The following is a 19,485-nucleotide window of genomic DNA, read 5'->3' on the forward strand; positions in this document are numbered from 1 at the left end:
CATGAGTTTCGATCTGAGCCGCATCCGCTTCGACGCCCGGGAAGATTTTCTCGGCGTCGTCATGCAGCAGGGCCGGGTCCAGCTGGACGCCGACTGGAACGAATGGGTCGCCCAACTGGCGCGTCGCCTTCAGGCCGGCACGCTGGACACCTTCGGCGGCAACGTGGTGCCCCGCATCACGCCGGACGGCTTTCGCATCGAGGCTGCCGGCGGTGAGCTGAGCATCGGCGTGGGGCGCATCTATGTGGACGGCCTGCTGGCCGAGAACCACGGCGCCACCCCCGAGGTGTGGGAGCCCCGCCTGGCCGAACTGACCGGTACCACGGCGCTGAACTACAGCGCGCAGCCCTACTATCCCGACGCGCCCGCCCTGCCCGACGGCGGACCTCACCTGGTGTATGTGGACGTGTGGCAGCGCGATGTCACCGCGCTGCAGGTACCGGATCTGGTCGAAAAGGCGGTGGGCGTCGACACCACCGGGCGGCGCCAGACGGTATGGCAGGTGAAGCTGCTGGAGAATGTGGGCAACGTCAGCTGCGCCACACCGGACGAGGACATCCCCGGCTGGCCTGCGATCATCGCTCCGTCCGCGGCGCGCCTGAGCACGGCCACCGGCACCCCGGGCTTCGAGCCCAACCCGTGCCAGGTGCCGCCCGCGGCCGGCTATCTCGGTCTGGAGAATCAACTCTACCGGGTCGAGGTGCACACCGGCGGCGTGCTTGGCACGGCGACCTTCAAGTGGTCGCGCGACAACGCCACGGTGGCTTCGCGGCTGACCCACATCAACCCGGCGCGCGACCGGATCACGGTCGAGAGCATCGGCCGCGACGATGTGCTGCGCTTTCACGACGGCGACTGGGTCGAAGTGACCGACGATTGGCGCGAACTGAACAATCTGCCCGGCGAGTTGCGCCGCATTCGCGTGGCCGGTGGGGTGGACGAAACCGCCCGCACACTGGAGTTCGACACGGCACTGCCGGCCGGGCGGTTCCCCACTAACGCCCAGCAGGCCACCGACCCGGGGCGCAACACCCGCGTGCGACGCTGGGACCAGTCCGGCCAGGTGCGGCGCGAGGACGGCACCGCGGTGCAGGACCTGAACGACCCGCTGGCGAGCGGTGAGATCACCATCCCGGCGGCGGGTACGCGGCTGTTTCTCGAATATGGCATCCTGGTGGAGTTCGACCTTGACCCGGCCGGTGGCGAATTCAGAAGCGGCGACTGGTGGGTGTGCGCCGCGCGCAGCGTGGATGCGAGCATCGAGATCCTCGATCACGCGCCCCCGCTGGGCATCCACCATCATTACGCGCGCCTGGCGATCGTCACCTTTCCCGACGCGGAAACCGACTGCCGAACCCTGTGGCCGCCGATGGCCGAAGGCGAAGGCTGCGACTGCACGATCTGCGTCAGCGCGGAAGGCCACAACAGCGGCGCCGCCACCCTGCAACAGGCGATCGACAGCATCAAGGACAGCGGCGGTACGATCTGCCTGGGCATCGGCAACTATGACATCGGCACCACACTGAACCTTGACGGGGCACGTTCGCTACGCATGCGCGGACAGGGCTGGGCCACGTTGCTGGTCGGCAGCCAGCCCGGCGGCATCATCGAGATCACCGGCAGCACCGGGGTGGCGCTGGAGAATCTCACCCTGATCGGTTCGGCGGCAAGCAGCGGCACCACCAGCGTGATCGCCGCGCACAACGTGATCGACCTGCGCGCCGAACACATCAACGTGCTCGGCCTGGCGGTGGGTGACGCCACCAGTGCGGGTATCGGCCTGTCCGGCAATGTGCTCGGCGCCAGCGTCACCGATTGCGCCATCGTTGCCGAGCGCGGAATCGCCACCGTGGCCGGCCGCGATCGCAATTACGTGCTCACCGGCGAGTTGCGCATTGCGCGCAACCTGTTCTTCTGCAGCCAGCGCGCGGTCAGCTTCGATGGTACCAGCCTGCATTTCGGCACCACCCGCATCGAGGGCAGTCTGATGCTGGTCGGCACCCAGGCCGCCATTATGGCCACCGGCGCCGTGGTGCCCGGCTCCACTTTCACCATTGCCGACAACGTGATCTACACCTCGGGCGACGGCATTCGTGCCGGGGTGGACGGGCTAACCGTCGAGCGCAATGAAATCAGCGGCGCGGGCGAGCGCAGCGGCAACGGTATCGTGCTAGAGGAAGGCCTCGACCCGGTCGCACTCGACCGGGTGCGGATCAGCGCCAATCGCCTGCGCAACCTGCAAGGCGACGCGATCGCCATCCTCCAGCGCATCGAGAACGCAATCATCGCGGACAACATGGTCGACGGCATGGGGCGCGGTGCGCTGGTGATGTCGGAACGCGGCGCCGCCGGGTATCTGGCCGTCACTGGTAACCAGTTCGTGAACCTGGGCCGGGCCCTGGCAAGCGTCTCGACCGCCTTCGCCGGGGTACAACTGATCTGGGTGGAACGGGGCGATGTGCGCGACAACCTGATCGCCAATGTTGCGCGCGACGCTGTCAGCAGCCCCGGCATCGACGGCCTGCGCACCGCCGCCGTGGGCCAGTTGCGGATCGCCGGCAATCGGCTTCATGGCATTGGTCCCGACCGCATCAGCGGCCCGGTGGCCGCGGTGCACCTGCTGCCGCCGTTCGACCGCGTGGCGGTAGACGACAACACCATCGAGCGCATTTCCGACGACAACCCGAATCTCGCCCCCGTCGAGTGGCGGGCGATCAACATTGCACCGGTGCCGGCTGGCGTCGTCACCCATGTCGCCGCAGCAAGCTATTTTACCGGCGCCGACACGGCGTATCTGATGACCACCAGCCGCATCCTGGCGCTGCCACTGCGCCCATCGGCGGTGTCTATCCGCGGTAACCAGTTGCGCGGTCACCTCACCCGGGTGCCACTCAACCAGGTCGCCGCCGTCGATAGCTGCCTGTTCGCCGACAACCACTGCGAAACGGTCGGCGAAGGCGGCCGGGAACCGCTGCTCGGCCAACTCGGCGCGCGCACCCTCAATGCCAGCAACAACCGCCTCATCGCCCTGGGCGACATCGACACCCTGTACCTGCATCCGCAGCAAAGATTCGCCATCGTCATCGGCAACACCAGCACCGGCAACATCCGCGTGCAAGGGGGTGCGCCCGTACCAAACGACATGAGCCTGACCAACATCATCGGTGTCTGAAGGAGAACTTGTATGGCCATCGCAACCTTCCGTGGCGAGAAAAGCGTCGCCGAAATTGCCGACAAACTTTACGCTCGGCTCACGCCCAAACAACGCGAAAAAGCCGAAGCAGCGCTCCTCAAGGCCAACCCGCAGCTCAAGGACATCGGCAAGCTGAAACCGGGCACCATCCTGCGCCTGCCCGAGTTGCGTGCCAAGGCCCGGACCAACCGCACGCTGGAAAATCCCGTCACCCAGATCGCCGCGACCCTCGCTGGTGAGCTCGGTGCCTACGGCAACCGTCTCGCCGAGCACGTCGACGTCGCTCAGCGGGCCACCAATACCGAGCAGACCCTGCTCAAGAGCGCCAGATTCAAGGCAGTGCTGGCCAATGCCCCCCATCTCCAAGAACTGGCGGACCAGGCCACTCGGTCCCTCGAAGGACGAAGCAAGGCGATCAAGCAGCGGCAAGGGGCACTCGAGACGGCCCTCAAGCGAGCCCTGGCCGACCTCGAGGAGATGAAGAGGTGATTTTCCCGTCACGCAGACTCATCTAGTAATACAGCCGTAGCTATTGTAGTGATCGTTCATGCACTGCCATCCGGGCTTGCTGCTGCCGACAGTGGCACGCCAAGCCCGGTACTGATGTTTTCGTCACCAATCCGACCAATGAAGCGCATGGGACAAGGCCTGCTGTTCTTGTCATAGCCATCCCCCGATCAGCCGCCTAAGCTCAGGGAGTGCCCACGGGATCCTGTCAGACACGGTTTTTTTGCTGCTGGCCCGCCTGGTGAATTGACCAGAACACGACGGCGTGGTCGGCGGCGAGACCCGCCACGTACCCTCCGGCGAACAGATGGCGATCTATGATGCCGCCATGCGGTATCAGGAAGAGGGCACGCCGCTGGTGGTGATCGCCGGCAAGGAGTACGGCACCGGCTCCAGCCGCGACTGGGCCGCCAAGGGCACCCGCCTGCTCGGCGTGCGCGCGGTGCTCGCCGAGTCCTACGAGCGCATCCACCGTTCCAACCTGATCGGCATGGGCGTGGTGCCGCTGCAGTTCCCCGAGGGCGAGAGCCGCCATACCCTGGGCCTGACCGGAGACGAGCAGGTCTCCATCGAGGGGCTTGCCGACCTCACCCCGGGCGGCAGCGTCAAGGTGACCGTGAAATCCGACAGGGGTGAGAAGAAGATCGAGGCGCTCTGCCGCATCGATACCGCCAACGAACTGGAGTACTACCGCCACGGCGGCATTCTCCACTATGTGCTGCGCAAGATGATTGGGGCCGCCTGAGAAGAAGGCCGAAGGGTACTGATGCTTTGCAATCTCTTGTAAAATCAAGGCAACGCTGAAGGCTTACTGTGGGAGCTGGGCTTTGCCCGCGGTTCGACGCTTCGACGAATGGAGACCGAAGGGCTCCTAGGCGGCATGAAGCAACGCCAGCGACTTTACCTGGGCGCCTACGGCGCCATTCGCTCGGGGAACCCGAGCTCCCACAGGGTAATTTCACTTGAGCTTACGAAGAGTTAAGAGAAAGGCCCCGCCGGGTTACCTGGCGGGGCCTTTATCGTTGGATGAACCAATCAGTACGAGCGGCGGCGATACTGCCGATACTCCGGCGTCCAACAGCTGCGCTCGATGGCCGCGCGCAGCTTGATGCCGTTGGTCTTCAGCGCCATGCCCTCGCCCTGGGCCTGGGCGGCCACGTCGAAGGCGATGGCCTTGGAGAGCTCACGGATCTTGCCGAGCGGCGGCAGCAGCGCCCCTTCACCCTCCTTGACGATGGGCGCCTCCCGAGCCAGCGCCCGGGAGGCCGCCATCAACATGTCGTCGGTGACACGCCGCGCCCCGGCCGCCACCACGCCCAGCCCGATGCCCGGAAAGATATAGGCGTTGTTGCACTGGGCGATGGGGTAGTTACGCCCACCGTACGCCACCGGTGGGAAGGGGCTGCCGGTGGCGACCAGGGCCGCCCCCTCGGTCCAGCGGATCACATCCTCGGGAAGCGCCTCGGCCTGGGAGGTAGGGTTGGAGAGCGGCATGATCACCGGTGTCTCGCAGCCGGCGTGCATGGTACGCACCACCTCCTCGGTGAAGATGCCGGGCCGCCCGCAGACGCCGATCAGCACCGTGGGGGTGATCCGGCGGATGGTCTCCACCAGTTCCTGTCCCTGCCAGCCCTGGGTGAGCCTCGGGTCGTGGGCCAGACGGGACTGGAAGTCGCGCAGCCAGGTCTGGTCCGAGGTGACCAGTCCCTCGCGGTCCACCATGAACACCCTCGCCCGGGCGTCCTTCTCGGAGAGTCCCTCGGCCTGCATGGACACCACCACCTGCTCGGCGATGCCACAGCCGGCAGAGCCGGCACCCACGAACACCACCCGCTGCTGGCCGATCCCCTCGTCGCGGGCCTGGCAGGCCGCCATCAGGGTGCCCACCACCACCGAAGCGGTGCCCTGGACGTCGTCGTTGAAGCAGCAAAGCTCATCGCGGTAGCGGTCGAGCAGCGGCACGGCGTTGGCCTGGGCGAAATCCTCGAACTGCAGCAGCACGCTGGGCCAGCGACGCTTGACGGCGTCGATGAACTGCTCGAGGAAGGCGTCATACTCCTCCTGAGCGATACGCGGGTGGCGCCAGCCCATGTACATGGGGTCGTCGAGCAGCGCCGGGTTGTTGGTGCCCACGTCGAGCATGATCGGCTGGGTGTAGGCAGGGCTGATGCCGCCACAGGCGGTGTATAGCGCCAGCTTGCCGATGGGAATGCCCATGCCGCCGATGCCCTGATCGCCCAGACCGAGGATGCGCTCGCCGTCGGTGACCACGATCACCTTGACGCGATCCTTGGTGGAGCTGTGCAGGATGTCATCCATGCGATCGCGGTCGGGGTAGGCGATGAAGAGCCCGCGGTGATTGCGATAGATATTGGAGAACTCCTGGCACGCCTTGCCCACCGTGGGCGTATAGATGATCGGCAGCATCTCCGCGAGGTGCTCGGAGACCAGGCGGTAGTAGAGGGTCTCGTTGTCGTCCTGGATGGCGCGCAGGTAGACATGCTTGTCCAGGTCGTTCTGGCACTGGCGATACTGTTGGTAGGCCCGTTCCACCTGCTCCTCGATGGACTCCACGCACTGCGGCAGCAAGCCGATCAGGTTGAATTCGATGCGCTCGTCCTGGCTGAAGGCGCTGCCCTTGTTGAGCAGCGGCATCTCCAGCAACGGTGGACCGGCATAGGGGATATAGAGGGGGCGCTTGGTTTCGGTGGTCATCTCTACTCTCGACGCGGTGACTGGAACGGGCCGTTGGCGCTCTGGCGGCGCCTTTCGTCACACTCTACCACGCCCCCAACGACCGCGCCCCGGCCGAGGCCGGGGCGCAATATCACGCGAAATCCACCCTTCGATGACGCGGCTCAGCAGCCCTTGGCCGCCGGCACACGGGCCGCCTCGCCCTCGAAGAAGAGGGGCCGCAGCCTGACGCCGAGCATGTTGCCGGCGAAGGCCGCCACCAGCCACACCCAGCCGTGCAGGCTGCCGGAGGCGATGCCGCCGAAATAGGCGCCGATGTTGCAGCCGAAGGCCAGACGCGCGCCGTAGCCGAGCATGAGGCCGCCGATCACCGCCGCCAGTACCGACCTGGCCGGAATGCGGAAGTTGGGGGCGAAGCGCCCGGCCAGGGAGGCCGCCACCAGGGCCCCCACCATGATGCCGACATTCATCACCGTGGTGATGTCGCTCCACACGCTGGCCTGCAGGGCCGCGGCGTTGCCCGGCGCCTGCCAGTAGCCCCAGACGGAGACATCGCCGCCGAGGACCTCGAAGCCCTTGGCGCCCCACAGGGCGAAGGCCGAGGTGATGCCCCAGGGGCGACCGGCCAGGGCCAGGGTGGCGAAGTTCAGCAGCGCCAGGGCCACGGCACCGAACAGCAGCGGCCAGGGGCCGGTGAGCCAGCGACGGTTGCCGGTGTCGATGCGCGGCGCCTGCTCCAGCTGGCCGTGGCGGCGCTTCTCCATCACCACGGTGAAGGCGGCGATGGCAGCGAACAGCAGGAAGCTGACGACGATGCCGCCGCCGGCGCCGAATTCATTGACCAGCGACACCGGCTGGAAGGCGGGCAGGCTCTGCCACCAGGCGAAGTGGGCGGTGCCGATCAGCGAGCCGACGATGAAGAACAGCAGCGTGATCAGCATCCGCGCATTGCCACCGCCGGCGGTGAACAGGGTGCCGGAGGCGCAGCCGCCGCCGAGTTGCATGCCGATACCGAACAGGAAGGCGCCGAACACCACCGAGACGCCGATGGGCGAGACGAAACCGTACACCGACTGGCCAAAGAGGCTGCCCGCGCCCAGCGCCGGGAAGAACAGCAGTACCGCGATGGCCAGCATCACCATCTGGGCGCGCAGGCCGCGGCCGCGGCGCTCGGTGATAAAGACCCGCCAGGCGGCGGTGAAACCGAAGGCAGCGTGGTAGAGCACCACGCCCAGCAGGCCGCCGACCACCATCAACGCGCCGATGCGCACACCGAAGGCGGCCCCCACGGCCAGGGCACCCAGCAGCAGGGCGCCTGCCGCCACCGCGGGCACGGAAAGTCGGGAGCGTCGGGAAAGGGCGAGTTCACTCATGGCGTGCTCTCTCGAAGTCGCAGGGGCGGGAGCCCCGGTAAACCAAGCATCCTAACGATTTCGGGCCGTCACGTAAAAGCATTTAAACGAAACAATCCATTCCATCAGGGAATAAGAAAGCCGCCCACCCACCAACCAACGCACGCGGACGCCCGAAGGCGCCCGCGGCAGCTGCCATGCTGACCATGCCTCAGACGAAGCGGCCCAGGCCCGCCGCCTGGCGCAGGCGGTCCATGAAGGGCGCCGCCTCGGCCCGGGCGCGCTCGGCGCCCTTCTGCAGCACCGCTTCGATATGGCCCGGATCGTCCAGCAGCGCCAGGTAGCGCTCGCGGGGTTCGCGCAGCTGCGTATTGAGGGTCTCGAACACCCGGTTCTTGACCTCCCCCCAGCCGATGCCGTTCTCGTACTCGGCACGCATGGCGGCGGCCTCTTCGACGGTGGCGAAGGCGGAATAGATCTGAAACAGCGTGCAGCTGGCCGGGTCCTTGGGCTCGCCCGGCTCCAGCGAGTTGGTCTTGATCTTGCGCACCAGCTTCAGCAGCTTCTTCTCGGCGACGAACAGCGGGATGGTGTTGTTGTAGCTCTTGGACATCTTGCGCCCGTCCAGGCCACCCAGCACCTCCACTCTCTCGTCCACCACCGCCTCGGGCAGGGTGAAGTACTGCCCCTTGTAGAGGTGGTTGAAGCGCCCGGCGATATCGCGAGCCATCTCGATATGCTGGATCTGGTCGCGGCCCACCGGCACCCGGTTGGCGTTGAACATCAGGATGTCGGCGGCCATCAGCACCGGATAGCCGAACAGGCCCATGGTGATGCCCTTGTCCGGATCCTGGTTGTCGGCGGCCTCGTTCTCCGCCACCGCAGCCTTGTAGGCGTGGGCGCGGTTCATCAGCCCCTTGGCGCAGACGCAGGAGAGCATCCAGGTCAGCTCCGGGATCTCGGGAATATCGGACTGCTGATAGAAGATGGCGTTGTCGGTATCCAGCCCCAGCGCCAGCCAGGTGGCGGCGATCTCGAGACGCGACTCCTGCACCCGGCGCGGGTCCTGGCACTTGATCAGCGCATGCAGGTCGGCGAGAAAGTAGTAGGACTGCACGTTCGGATCCTGGCTCGCCTCGATGGCGGGCTTGATGGCCCCGACGTAGTTGCCCAGGTGGGGCGTACCGGTGGTGGTGATGCCGGTGAGAACGCGGGTCTTCTCGGAAGCTGCACTCATGGGGTAGACGGACTCTGCTGTTCGGAAATGCCCGCCATGGTAACGCGCGCCCCCCCACAAGGCGACCGGGCCGCACCTCCTCAAGACACCGGTGAGCGTAGCTGCCGAGTACGGAGCTGATCTGGCGGCGTGCCGGACCATCGAGGAAACGCCTTGTCACGGCCCCAGGCGTCCTCTCAGGGGCGCCCTGTCCCGCAGCGCCAGCAGGCGTCGAACACGCCCTCCTGGGGCTCGCCGCAGCCGGGGCAGTGCCAGGCGGGCGCCTCGCTCTCGCCGGCCAAGGCCTGGCGGATCAGCGTCTCGGCGCGCTCGCGGTTGTGGGGTTTCACCCACACCTCGGGCTCGCACTCCCCCAGCGGCAGCTCGCCGGCGCCGCCACCCAGGGTCATGTTGCGCAGCTGGGCGGGGATGCCCGCCGCCTCCAGCAGGTTGCGCACATGGCTGACCAGCAGCGCATTGGAGTGGGCGAAGACGCGCTCCGAATCGACGCTCATATCAGTCCCGGAAGACGCGTACGCCCAGCGCCTTGAGGTAGCTGGTCTCGGGAATTGCCGGGTGCACCGGGTGGTCCGGCCCCTGGTGGCCCTGGAAGAGGATCTGGCCATGGCGGTCCTGGTGGCGCACCGCCCCGCGCACCACGTCCACCAGCCGCTCCGGTGCCAGGTGCATCGAGCACGACGCCGACAGCAGCAGGCCGTCGCGGCCCAGCAGGCGGATCGCCTCGCGGTTGAGCTTGCCGTAGGCGCGTTCGCCGTTGGGGATGTCCTTGCGCTTCTTGATGAAGGCCGGCGGGTCGAGGATCACCACGTCAAATTCCTCGCCGTCGGCCTTGAGTGCCGCCAGGGCCTCGAAGGCATCGCCCTCGCCCACCGACACCTGCTCGTGCAGCCCGTTGAGGGCGGCGTTCTCGGCGACACGCTCCAGGGCTGCCGCCGAGGAATCCACGCAGAGCACCTCGCTGGCACCACTGGCCGCGGCCTGCACGCCCCAGCCACCCACGTAGCTGAACAGGTCCAGCACCCGCTTGCCGGCCACCAACGGATTGAGCCAGGCGCGGTTGACGCGGTGGTCATAGAACCAGCCGGTCTTCTGGCCGTCGAGCACCGGGGCCGTGAACCGTACGCCGTTCTCCTCCAGCATCACCGGCTCACTCACCTCGCCCTTGACCACTTCCACGCCGAGCTCGAGCCCTTCCTGGCGGCGGCCGCTGGTGTCGTTGCGCAGCACCACCGTGGTCGGCGAGAGCACCTTGTCCAGGGCATCGAGCAGCTCGGGCAGCACCGCCTGCATGCCGGCGGTGTTGAGCTGCACCACCAGGGTGTCGCCGAAGCGGTCGATCACCAGGCCCGGCAGCAGGTCGCCCTCGCCGTGGACCAGGCGATAGTAGGGCGCGGCGAACAGGCGCTGGCGCAGGGCCAGGGCCTGGTTGAGGCGATGCACCAACAGCGAACGATCGAGTCCCTGCGTCGGCTCGCGGGAGACCAGTCGCGCGCAGATCAGCGAGTTCGGGTTGACGTAGGCGACGCCCAGCGCCTTGCCGTTGGCGGCCTCCACCACCACCTGCTGCCCGGGCTCGAGGCCCTTGAGCGGAGTGGCGTCGGTGTCGATCTCGTTGGAATAGAGCCACAGGTGACCGGCCTTGAGGCGGCGGTCGGCGTGCTTCTTCAAGCGCAGGGAGGACAGGGTCATGGAGATCTCTCGAGGAATCAGGTCTGGCAGTGGGGACAGTAGACACTGGCCCGCTGCCCGAGGGTGACGAGGCGCAGCTCGGCGCCGCAGCGCCGACAGGGCTGGCCGTGGCGGCCGTAGACGTTGAGGCGCTGCTTGAAGTAGCCGGGCTCGCCGGTGCCGCCGACGAAGTCGCGCAGGGTGGTGCCGCCCTGGGTGATGGCAGCGGCCAGCACCTCCCTGGCGGCGGCGGCCAGGCGATCATAGCGCTCACGGGAGATGCGCCCAGCGGCGCGGCGCGGATCGATGCCGGCCAGGAACAGCGCCTCGGCAGCATAGATATTGCCCACCCCCACCACCACGGCGTTGTCCATCAGGAAGGGCTTCACCGCCACGCGCCGCCCGCGGGACAGTGCGAACAGCCGCTCACCGTCGAAGGCCTCCGAGAGCGGCTCCGGTCCCAGGCGCGCCAGGCGCGGATCCTGCCCGGGGCCGTCGGCCAGCCAGTCGACGAAGCCGAAGCGACGCGGGTCGTGGTAGCGCAGGATCGCACCGCCCTCGAGCACCAGGTCGAGGTGATCGTGCTTCTTCGGCAGCTCGCCGAGCCGGGCGATGCGCAGACTGCCGGACATGCCAAGGTGCCAGAGCAGGGTGCCGCCGGTCGAATCACCGCCGAAAAGCGGCACCAGCAGATACTTGGCGCGGCGGGAGAGCTCGCCGATGCGCGCGCCCACCAGCCGCTCGCCCAGGTCCGCCGGCACCGGCACCCTCAGGCGCGGCTGGCGCACAATGACCTCGCTGATCTCGCGCCCCTCGACGTGGGGGGCGATACCACGGCGGGTGGTCTCGACTTCGGGCAGTTCGGGCATCGGCGCGCTCGCTCGACTCGCTTCCGGTGGACAGAGCCTACAAACGCCTGAACCCGGCTGAGCGATCAGCCGGGTTCAGGCGGACAGGCTGGAACACCTGCGGAAGAAGACCAAGGCTTACTTGATCTTGGATTCCTTGTACATCACATGCTTGCGGACCACCGGGTCAAACTTCTTGAACTCGAGCTTGTCCGGAGTGTTCCGCTTGTTCTTGTCGGTGGTGTAGAAGTGGCCGGTACCGGCACTGGACACCAGCTTGATCTTGTCGCGCATGACTGCTGCTCCCTGAATGGATATCGCTTAGACGGCGTCGCCGCGCTTGCGGATGTCGCTGAGCACCGCTTCGATGCCCTTCTTGTCGATGACGCGCATGCCCTTGGAAGAGACACGCAGCTTGACAAAGCGATTCTCGGACTCCACCCAGAAGCGGTGGGAGTGCAGGTTCGGCAGGAACCGGCGGCGGGTCTTGCGCTGGGAGTGTGAAACGTTGTTACCAGTCATCGGGCGCTTGCCGGTGACCTGACATACTTTTGACATTGGAGCCTCCAACCGCTGGGCCAGGTGTTCGACGCCTGATGCGCGAACCCTGAGTGTTCAAAACCTGTCGGGCAAACCGGGAGATCCCGTGAAATTTGACCCAAGGGAATTCAAAGGCTGCACTTTATACCAGAGACCGCCACGCCGGGCAAGCACGGAACGGGGATCCAGCAGGGGCATAAGGTGGCGCCGCCACAGGGCATGGCGCATGGGGTGTAGCGCACAGGGCCAACCGATAGCGGAAAGCATGCTTGCGACCCTGAATCCCGGGACGTTAACCCCAGGGAACCGAGCGCAGCCGGGCGCGTATTATAGCGAAGCGGCGGGCACAGTGCTATAGCCACCCTCGCTCGGCGAAAGAGACTACCTCACCGTCCCCCACCACGAAGTGGTCCAGCACCCGGATCTCGAAGAGCCCGAGCGCCTCGCGCAGCCGATCGGTGATGCGCCGGTCGGCATCCGAGGGCTCGGCAATGCCGGAAGGGTGGTTATGGGCGAAGATGATCGCCCCGGCGCCCAGTGCCAGTGCGCGGCGAGCCACCTCCCGGGGGTAAACCGAGGCGCTGTCCAGAGTGCCGCGAAACAGCGACTCGTAGCGGATGACCCGGTGCTGGCTGTCGAGGAAGAGCGCGGCGAACTCCTCATGGCCCAAGTGACGCAGCTGGCTGGAGAGATAGGCGCGCACCAGGGTCGGCGAGGTGAGCGCCTCACCCCGCGCCAGCTGGCTGGCCAGATGGCGCCGCGACAACTCCAGCGTGGCCTGCAGCTGCACATACTTGGCGCTGCCCATGCCCCGGGCGGCGCAGAAGCGCTCGCGGTCCGCCTCCAGCAACTGGCGCAGGCCGCCAAACTCCAGCAGCAGGTCCCGGGCCAGGTCCACGGCCGAGCGCCCCTGCACCCCCACCCGCAGAAAGATCGCCAGCAGCTCGGCGTCCGACAGCGTCTCCGACCCCAGCGCCAGCAGCTTCTCCCGAGGGCGCTCCCCCTCCGGCCAGTCCCTGATCGACATCACCGCCTCCCTGCCCTGCCCGTTTGCTCCTCAGTGTAGCCACTCCCTCGTCTACGCAAGGTTCGGCGCGGGTGGTAAGGTAGATGCCTGAAAACAGCGCCCTGGAACCTGTCCATGTCATCGTCTTCCGGAACCGGAGTCACCGGTCGCCGAGTCCTGCTCGGCATCAGCGCCGGCATCGCCGCCTACAAGAGCGCCGTGCTCGCCCGCCTGCTCAAGCAGGCCGGCTGCGAGGTGCGCGTCGTCATGACCCAAGGCGCCCAGGCCTTCATTACCCCGCTGACCCTGCAGGCGCTGACCGGAGAACCGGTACGCACCTCGCTGCTCGATCCCGAGGCCGAGGCCGGCATGGGGCATATCGAGCTGGCCCGCTGGGCCGACACCATCCTCATCGCCCCGGCCACCGCCGACCTGATGGCGCGCCTGGCCACCGGCATGGCCGACGACCTGCTCACCACCCTGTGCCTGGCCAGCGAGGCCGAGAAGGTGATGGCCCCGGCCATGAACCAGGCCATGTGGTCCCACCCGGCCACCCAGCGTAACGCCATACGGCTGGTGGATGACGGCTGGCGCCTGCTGGGCCCGGACAGCGGCGACCAGGCCTGCGGCGACGTGGGCCCGGGACGCATGCTGGAGCCCGAGGCGATCCTCGCGGCCCTGCTTGCGCCCGAAGCCGCGCCAACAGCGACAGCGCCTGCGCCAAGCGCCTCCCCCGAGGCCGCCGGTCTGACCGTGACCATCACCGCCGGCCCCACCCGCGAGCCGCTGGACCCGGTGCGCTATCTCTCCAACCACAGCTCCGGGAAGATGGGCTACGCCCTGGCCGAGGCCGCCGCGGCACTGGGCGCTCGGGTGCAGCTGATCAGCGGCCCGGTCGCGCTGGCCTGCCCGCCGGGAGTGGAGCGCATCCAGGTCGAGACGGCCCTCGAGATGCACGAGGCCGCGAAGCGACTGGCGCCAGCCAGCGACATCTTCATCGGCTGCGCCGCGGTGGCCGACTACCGCGCCGAGAACGCCGCCGAGCACAAGATCAAGAAGGTGGAGGGCGAGGATGAGCTGGTGCTGCGTCTGGTCAAGAACCCCGACATCATTGCCGCCGTGGCTGCCCTGCCCCAGGCAAGCCGCCCCCTGGTGGTGGGCTTCGCCGCGGAGACCCGCGACGTGGAGACCTATGCCCGCGACAAGCTCGCCCGCAAGGGGCTCGACATGATCGTCGCCAATGATGTCTCGCAGGCGGGGCTCGGCTTCGGCAGCGACGACAACGCCGCCCTGCTGATGTGGCGCGATGCCACTGGCAAGGGGCAAGAGAGCTTGCACCAGGAGGCCCTCGGCCCACAGCCCAAACGCGAGCTGGCCATGGCGGTGGTGCGCCGCGCCCTGGCCTGCCTGGCCGCCTGCCCCTACCGCTGAACGCCGCTGGCGGAACTCTCTCACCCACCCCTCTCACCCACCCCTATCACCCACCCCTATCAGGAACGCCCGATGCCCCACCGTGACGCCAAGCCTCGCCTGGCCGTGAAGCTCCTCGATGAGCGCCTGCGCGACCATTTGCCCCGCTACGCCTCCGGCGGCTCCGCCGGCATGGACCTGCGCGCCCTGCTCGACGCGCCCCTGACGCTGGCCCCCGGTGACTGCAAGCTGGTGCGCACCGGGCTGGCCATCCATATCGCCGACCCGGGGCTGGCCGGCCTGATCCTGCCCCGCTCGGGCCTGGGCCACAAGCACGGCATCGTGCTCGGCAACCTGGTCGGCCTGATCGACTCCGACTACCAGGGCGAGCTGATGATCTCGGTGTGGAACCGCGGTCAGGCCGACTTCACCCTCGAGCCCTTCGAGCGGCTAGCCCAATACGTGCTCGTGCCCGTGGTGCAGGCCGAGCTCGAGGTGGTGGACGACTTCGAGCCAAGCCAGCATGAAACCGGCCAGCGTGGCACCGGCGGCTTCGGCAGCTCCGGCCGCCACTGACGCCCAGCCCGGACGCGACTCACAGGACAAGGACACCCATGACCGCCGAGACAAAGCACGTTCCCGCCTCCATCTTCCGCGCCTACGACATCCGCGGCATCGTCGATGACACCCTCACCGAGTCCACCGTCGAGCGGATCGGCCGCGCCATCGGCAGCGAGGCCGCCGCTCGTGGCGAATCCACCGTGGTGGTGGCCCGCGACGGCCGCCTCTCTGGCCCGCGCCTCAGGGACGCCCTGGTGCGCGGCCTGACCCGGGCCGGCCGCGACGTCATCGACATCGGCATGGTGCCGACCCCGGTGCTCTACTTCGCCACCCATGCGCTGGATGGCACCGCCTCCGGGGTAATGGTCACCGGCAGTCACAACCCGCCGGACTACAACGGCTTCAAGATCGTGCTGGGCGGCGAGACCCTCTCCGGCGAGGCGATCACCGCCCTCTACACCCGCATCGTCGAGAATGCGCTGACCGAGGGCCAGGGCAGCGTGCGTGACGTGGACGTGCGCAGCGCCTACCTGGCGAGAATCCTGTCCGATGTGCGCCTGGCCCGCCCGCTCAAGGCGGTGGTGGACTGCGGTAACGGCGTGGCCGGCGAACTGGGCCCGCAGCTGATCGAGATGCTCGGCGCCGAGACGATTCCGCTGTTCGCCGAGATCGACGGCACCTTCCCCAACCACCACCCGGACCCGGGCAAGCCCGAGAACCTGGGGGACCTGATTCGCACCGTGCAGGAGACCGGCGCCGATATCGGCCTGGCCTTCGACGGCGACGGCGACCGCCTCGGCGTGATCACCCCCTCCGGCCGGCTGATCTACCCGGACCACCTGATGATGGCCTTCGCCGAGGACATGCTCGAGCGCAATCCGGGCGCCAAGGTGATCTTCGACGTCAAGTGCACCGGCAACCTGGCGCGGGTGATCTTTGATGCCGGCGGCGAGCCCGAGATGTGGCGCACCGGCCACTCGCTGATCAAGGCGCGCATGAAGGAGACCGGCGCCCTGCTGGCCGGCGAGATGAGCGGGCACATCTTCTTCAAGGAGCGCTGGTACGGCTTCGATGACGGCCTCTACGGCGCCGCCCGCCTGCTGGAGATCCTCTCCCGGCAGGCGCTGGATGCCGACGCCTTCTTCGACCGCTATCCCCAGGATCTCGGCACCCCGGAGATCAACGTCACCGTCACCGACGAGACCAAGTTCGACCTGGTGGCGCGGCTGGCCCGGGAGGGCGACTTCGGCGACGAGGGCATGAAGACCACCCTGGACGGCATCCGCGTCGACTACCCGGATGGCTGGGGCCTGTGCCGCGCCTCCAACACCACGCCGGTGCTGGTGCTGCGCTTCGAGGGCAAGACCGAGGCGGCACTCGAGCGCATCCGGGCGCAGTTTGCCGCCGCCCTGAGCAAGGTCGCCCCCGAACTGGACGTGGCGCTCTGAGCCCATGGAAGCCCGCCAAGCATGGCCAGGACGCTGTAGGAGCTGGGCTCTGCCCGGCGAAGGGAGACCGAAGGGCTTCTGAGCGGCATTCGGCAACGCAAGCAACGCCGCCGGGACCCCGACGGCCATGAGCATGAAAAGGAAACCCCAAATGACCGAACAGACCCGCGACCCGCGCCTGGTGGTAGAGGTGCTCTCCGAGGCGCTGCCTTATATCCAGCGCTTCACCGGCAAGACCGTGGTGGTGAAGTACGGCGGCAACGCCATGACCGAGGACACCCTGATCGACTCCTTCGCGCGCAACATCGTGCTGATGAAGGAGGTGGGCATCAATCCGGTGGTGGTCCATGGCGGCGGGCCGCAGATCGGCGACCTGCTGAAGAAGCTCAACATCGAGTCGCGCTTCGTCAACGGCATGCGGGTGACCGACGCCGAGACCATGGACGTGGTGGAGATGGTGCTCGGCGGCCTGGTCAACAAGGGGATCGTCAACCTGATCAACCAGTCCGGCGGTAAGGCCATCGGCCTGACCGGCAAGGATGGCAGCCAGATCCGGGCCCGCCAGCTCAAGGTGGAGCACCAGACCCCGGAGATGACCGTCCCCGAGATCATCGATATCGGCCACGTGGGCGAGGTGGAGCATATCTCCACCGACCTGATCGAGATGCTCGCCGAGCGCGACTTCATCCCGGTGATCGCCCCCATCGGTGTCGACGCCGAGGGCCACAGCTACAACATCAACGCCGACCTCGTCGCCGGCAAGGTGGCCGAGGCGCTGGGCGCCGAGAAGCTGATGCTGCTGACCAACGTCGCCGGTCTGATGAACGCCGAGGGCGAGGTGCTCACCGGGCTGTCCACCGCCCAGGTCGACGAACTGATTGCCGACGGCACCATCCACGGCGGCATGCTGCCCAAGATCCGCTGCGCCCTGGAGGCGGTGAAGGGCGGCGTGAAGAGCGCCCATATCATCGACGGCCGGGTGCCCCACGCCATCCTGCTGGAGATCTTCACCAACGCCGGCGTCGGCACCCTGATCACCGACGCCAGCCAGGCAGAGTGAGTGCTCCCGTCGCGGCGTTTGCGCCATACTTTGCGGCGCCCTTTGCGGCGCCCTTTGCGACAGACAGGGTCCACGGCTAGCATGAGTCGACCATCAGAAAAGAACAGACCAACATGACGCAGGCAACCCCCACGTCCAGCCGCCGCGAGCAGATCCTGCAGGCGCTCGCGCTGATGCTGGAGGAGGACAGCGGCAAACGCATCACCGTGGCCGCCCTGGCGAAGCAGGTCGGCGTCTCCGAGGCCGCCCTCTATCGCCACTTTCCCAGCAAGGCACGCATGTTCGAGGGGCTCATCGAGTTCATCGAGGAGACGCTGTTCGCGCGCATTACCCGCATCCTCGAGGAGAGCCCCGAGGCGCTGCCCCGCTGCGGGGCCCTGCTCACCCTGCTGCTGGCCTTCGCCGAGAAGAACCCCGGGCTCTCCCGGCTGCTCGACGGCGGCGTGCTCACCGGCGAGACGGCGCGCCTGCGGGTGCGCATCCACCAGCTCTTCGAGCGGCTCGAGACCCAGCTCAAGCAGGTGCTGCGCGAAGCGGAGCTGCGCGAGGGGCGCCGCCTCAGCCTGCCCGCCTCCGCGGCCGCCAACCTGCTGCTGGCCGCCGCCGAGGGGCGCATCAGCCAGTACGTGCGCAGCGACTTCAAGCGTCGCCCCACCGAGCACTGGGATGCGCAGTGGGCGCTGATCTCCGCCCAGCTGCTGAAGGAGAACCCGCAGCCGGCCTAGCGGAGCGTCTTGCCGGCACCAATCAGCAATAACCCCCGCCGGACTCTCATCCGACGGGGGTTATTTTTAGGCTTGGAACCTACGAGGCTTGGAACCTACGAGGCCTGGAACTACTGGTGGGAGATCGGCTCTGCCGGGCGAATGGCGCCGCAGGCGCCCCGGCGGTGTTGCTGGCGTTGGTGATTACCGCCCAGGAGCCCTTCGGCCTCCATTCGCCGGGCATAGCCCAGCTCCCACAAAACCCAGGAGTCCTTCGGTCTCCATTCGTCGAAGCGTCGAACCGCGGGCAAAGCCCAGCTCCCACAAAAACCCAGCTCAGGCCACCAGGGCATCACCGATCTGCTGGCGAATCTTCTTCATGGCGTTCTTCTCGATCTGGCGGATACGCTCGGCGGAGACGCCGTAGTCATCAGCCAGCTCATGCAGGGTGGCCTTCTCGTCGAGCAGCCAGCGGCGCTGCAGGATATCCCGGGAGCGCTCGTCGAGGGCCGTCAGGGCCAACTGCAGGCGATGGGTGGAATCGTCTTCCCAGTCGCTATCCTCGAGCCGAGTGGCAGGGTCGGCCGAGGCGTCGTCGAGATAGTGCACCGGTGCCTGCCAGCTGCTCTCGTCGTCCTCGCCCGGCGCGGCGTCGAAGCCGGCATCGTGGGAGGAGAGACGCCCCTCCATTTCGCGCACCACCTCGGGCTTGACGTCGAGATCCTTGGCGATGGCGTCGACCTCATCGCCGCTCAGCCAGGCCAGGCGCTTCTTGGCGCTGCGCAGGTTGAAGAACAGCTTGCGCTGGGCCTTGGTGGTGGCGATCTTCACGATGCGCCAGTTGCGCAGCACGAATTCGTGGATTTCGGCCTTGATCCAGTGCACCGCGAAAGAGACCAGCCGCACACCCTGGTTGGGGTCAAAGCGCTTGACCGCCTTCATCAGGCCGACGTTGCCCTCCTGGATCAGGTCCGCCTGGGGCAGGCCATAGCCGGAATAGCTGCGGGCAATATGCACAACGAAACGCAGATGCGACAGGACCAGACGGCGGGCGGCCTCCAGGTCGCCTTCGTCGTGCAGGCGGAAGGCTAGCTCACGCTCCTCGTCGGCGGTCAGCAGCGGGATGCTGCGGATCGCCTGAAGGTATCCGTTGAGATCGTGCCCCGGGGAGAGCTGGCCCACCGGAAGAAGACTGGTGCTCATGTGCAGAATGTCTCCTTGTCTGCCCAAAAATTCATTGGCGTTCGGCCACATACG

The 19,485-nt window shown here is 67.3% G+C and carries 17 protein-coding genes and 1 pseudogene; 8 read left to right on the top strand and 10 right to left on the bottom strand.

What is annotated here, in order from left to right; genetic code table 11:
* Position 1: 1 nt before the first annotated feature.
* From ACM26W_RS17245 to ACM26W_RS17255, 3 genes and pseudogenes are all read left to right on the top strand, one after another.
* A complete protein-coding gene (locus ACM26W_RS17245; protein WP_416138205.1) occupies positions 2-3,172 on the top strand; it encodes a DUF6519 domain-containing protein in 3,171 nt (1,056 codons plus the stop codon).
* A gap of 12 nt (positions 3,173-3,184) precedes the next feature.
* Positions 3,185-3,682, top strand: a complete 498-nt coding sequence (locus ACM26W_RS17250) for a hypothetical protein (protein ID WP_416138206.1) — start codon at positions 3,185-3,187, stop codon at positions 3,680-3,682.
* A gap of 277 nt (positions 3,683-3,959) precedes the next feature.
* Positions 3,960-4,445, top strand: a pseudogene (locus ACM26W_RS17255) (aconitate hydratase); the annotation flags it as partial.
* Positions 4,446-4,735: 290 nt separating this feature from the next.
* On the opposite strand, the gene ACM26W_RS17260 reads toward ACM26W_RS17255, so the two are convergent.
* The 9 genes from ACM26W_RS17260 to radC all read right to left on the bottom strand — a co-directional run bounded on the left by ACM26W_RS17260 (position 4,736) and on the right by radC (position 13,066).
* A complete protein-coding gene (locus ACM26W_RS17260) occupies positions 4,736-6,415 on the bottom strand; it encodes an NAD-dependent malic enzyme (protein WP_416138207.1) in 1,680 nt (559 codons plus the stop codon).
* Between the two features lie 143 nt (positions 6,416-6,558).
* Positions 6,559-7,767: a YeeE/YedE family protein gene (locus ACM26W_RS17265; RefSeq protein ID WP_416138208.1), complete on the bottom strand. Its 1,209-nt coding sequence runs from the start codon at positions 7,765-7,767 to the stop codon at positions 6,559-6,561.
* Positions 7,768-7,957: 190 nt separating this feature from the next.
* Positions 7,958-8,983 (bottom strand): tryptophan--tRNA ligase, encoded by a 1,026-nt coding sequence (trpS, locus tag ACM26W_RS17270; protein WP_416138209.1) that lies wholly within the window; start codon positions 8,981-8,983, stop codon positions 7,958-7,960.
* A gap of 176 nt (positions 8,984-9,159) precedes the next feature.
* A complete protein-coding gene (locus ACM26W_RS17275) occupies positions 9,160-9,477 on the bottom strand; it encodes a DUF2007 domain-containing protein (protein WP_416138210.1) in 318 nt (105 codons plus the stop codon).
* A 1-nt stretch (position 9,478) separates the two neighbouring features.
* The gene (locus ACM26W_RS17280) at positions 9,479-10,672 is read right to left on the bottom strand and encodes a class I SAM-dependent rRNA methyltransferase (protein ID WP_416138211.1); all 1,194 of its coding nucleotides are present in this window, start codon (positions 10,670-10,672) and stop codon (positions 9,479-9,481) included.
* Between the two features lie 17 nt (positions 10,673-10,689).
* Entirely contained in the window at positions 10,690-11,520 is an 831-nt protein-coding gene (gene mutM / locus ACM26W_RS17285) for a bifunctional DNA-formamidopyrimidine glycosylase/DNA-(apurinic or apyrimidinic site) lyase (protein ID WP_416138212.1), read from the bottom strand.
* 117 nt (positions 11,521-11,637) lie between these two features.
* Positions 11,638-11,793 carry a 50S ribosomal protein L33 gene (gene rpmG, locus ACM26W_RS17290; protein ID WP_290909083.1) on the bottom strand — a complete coding sequence of 52 codons (156 nt, stop codon included), beginning with the start codon at positions 11,791-11,793 and terminating at the stop codon, positions 11,638-11,640.
* A gap of 27 nt (positions 11,794-11,820) precedes the next feature.
* The gene (rpmB, locus tag ACM26W_RS17295; RefSeq protein WP_290783685.1) at positions 11,821-12,057 is read right to left on the bottom strand and encodes a 50S ribosomal protein L28; all 237 of its coding nucleotides are present in this window, start codon (positions 12,055-12,057) and stop codon (positions 11,821-11,823) included.
* A gap of 334 nt (positions 12,058-12,391) precedes the next feature.
* On the bottom strand, positions 12,392-13,066 hold the full coding sequence (radC, locus tag ACM26W_RS17300; RefSeq protein ID WP_416138214.1) for a RadC family protein: 675 nt from the start codon (positions 13,064-13,066) through the stop codon (positions 12,392-12,394).
* Positions 13,067-13,180: 114 nt separating this feature from the next.
* On the opposite strand from radC, the gene coaBC reads away from it, so the two are divergent.
* The 5 genes from coaBC (at position 13,181) to slmA (ending at position 18,249) form a co-directional block, all read left to right on the top strand.
* A complete protein-coding gene (gene coaBC / locus ACM26W_RS17305) occupies positions 13,181-14,476 on the top strand; it encodes a bifunctional phosphopantothenoylcysteine decarboxylase/phosphopantothenate--cysteine ligase CoaBC (RefSeq protein ID WP_416138215.1) in 1,296 nt (431 codons plus the stop codon).
* Between the two features lie 72 nt (positions 14,477-14,548).
* A complete protein-coding gene (gene dut / locus ACM26W_RS17310; RefSeq protein WP_416138216.1) occupies positions 14,549-15,031 on the top strand; it encodes a dUTP diphosphatase in 483 nt (160 codons plus the stop codon).
* A 38-nt stretch (positions 15,032-15,069) separates the two neighbouring features.
* On the top strand, positions 15,070-16,464 hold the full coding sequence (locus tag ACM26W_RS17315; RefSeq protein WP_416138217.1) for a phosphomannomutase/phosphoglucomutase: 1,395 nt from the start codon (positions 15,070-15,072) through the stop codon (positions 16,462-16,464).
* Positions 16,465-16,615: 151 nt separating this feature from the next.
* Positions 16,616-17,524: an acetylglutamate kinase gene (gene argB / locus ACM26W_RS17320; protein ID WP_416138218.1), complete on the top strand. Its 909-nt coding sequence runs from the start codon at positions 16,616-16,618 to the stop codon at positions 17,522-17,524.
* A gap of 113 nt (positions 17,525-17,637) precedes the next feature.
* Positions 17,638-18,249 carry a nucleoid occlusion factor SlmA gene (gene slmA / locus ACM26W_RS17325; RefSeq protein ID WP_416138219.1) on the top strand — a complete coding sequence of 204 codons (612 nt, stop codon included), beginning with the start codon at positions 17,638-17,640 and terminating at the stop codon, positions 18,247-18,249.
* Positions 18,250-18,564: 315 nt separating this feature from the next.
* On the opposite strand, the gene rpoH is transcribed toward slmA, so the two are convergent.
* Complete coding sequence (gene rpoH / locus ACM26W_RS17330; protein ID WP_416138220.1) at positions 18,565-19,431, bottom strand: RNA polymerase sigma factor RpoH; 867 nt, start codon at positions 19,429-19,431, stop codon at positions 18,565-18,567.
* Positions 19,432-19,485 lie beyond the last annotated feature (54 nt).

The sequence above is a fragment of the Halomonas sp. HK25 genome (assembly GCF_047795635.1).
Taxonomy (GTDB): Bacteria; Pseudomonadota; Gammaproteobacteria; order Pseudomonadales; family Halomonadaceae; genus Halomonas.

Coding starts and splice junctions, on each gene's coding strand:
- radC (WP_416138214.1), bottom strand. CDS start 13,066: ATGTCGATCAGGGACTGGCCGGAGGGGGAGCGCCCTCGGGAGAAGCTG.
- ACM26W_RS17245 (WP_416138205.1), top strand. CDS start 2: ATGAGTTTCGATCTGAGCCGCATCCGCTTCGACGCCCGGGAAGATTTT.
- ACM26W_RS17315 (WP_416138217.1), top strand. CDS start 15,070: ATGACCGCCGAGACAAAGCACGTTCCCGCCTCCATCTTCCGCGCCTAC.
- rpmG (WP_290909083.1), bottom strand. CDS start 11,793: ATGCGCGACAAGATCAAGCTGGTGTCCAGTGCCGGTACCGGCCACTTC.
- argB (WP_416138218.1), top strand. CDS start 16,616: ATGACCGAACAGACCCGCGACCCGCGCCTGGTGGTAGAGGTGCTCTCC.
- trpS (WP_416138209.1), bottom strand. CDS start 8,983: ATGAGTGCAGCTTCCGAGAAGACCCGCGTTCTCACCGGCATCACCACC.
- rpoH (WP_416138220.1), bottom strand. CDS start 19,431: ATGAGCACCAGTCTTCTTCCGGTGGGCCAGCTCTCCCCGGGGCACGAT.
- mutM (WP_416138212.1), bottom strand. CDS start 11,520: ATGCCCGAACTGCCCGAAGTCGAGACCACCCGCCGTGGTATCGCCCCC.
- rpmB (WP_290783685.1), bottom strand. CDS start 12,057: ATGTCAAAAGTATGTCAGGTCACCGGCAAGCGCCCGATGACTGGTAAC.
- dut (WP_416138216.1), top strand. CDS start 14,549: ATGCCCCACCGTGACGCCAAGCCTCGCCTGGCCGTGAAGCTCCTCGAT.
- coaBC (WP_416138215.1), top strand. CDS start 13,181: ATGTCATCGTCTTCCGGAACCGGAGTCACCGGTCGCCGAGTCCTGCTC.
- ACM26W_RS17275 (WP_416138210.1), bottom strand. CDS start 9,477: ATGAGCGTCGATTCGGAGCGCGTCTTCGCCCACTCCAATGCGCTGCTG.
- slmA (WP_416138219.1), top strand. CDS start 17,638: ATGACGCAGGCAACCCCCACGTCCAGCCGCCGCGAGCAGATCCTGCAG.
- ACM26W_RS17265 (WP_416138208.1), bottom strand. CDS start 7,767: ATGAGTGAACTCGCCCTTTCCCGACGCTCCCGACTTTCCGTGCCCGCG.
- ACM26W_RS17280 (WP_416138211.1), bottom strand. CDS start 10,672: ATGACCCTGTCCTCCCTGCGCTTGAAGAAGCACGCCGACCGCCGCCTC.
- ACM26W_RS17260 (WP_416138207.1), bottom strand. CDS start 6,415: ATGACCACCGAAACCAAGCGCCCCCTCTATATCCCCTATGCCGGTCCA.
- ACM26W_RS17250 (WP_416138206.1), top strand. CDS start 3,185: ATGGCCATCGCAACCTTCCGTGGCGAGAAAAGCGTCGCCGAAATTGCC.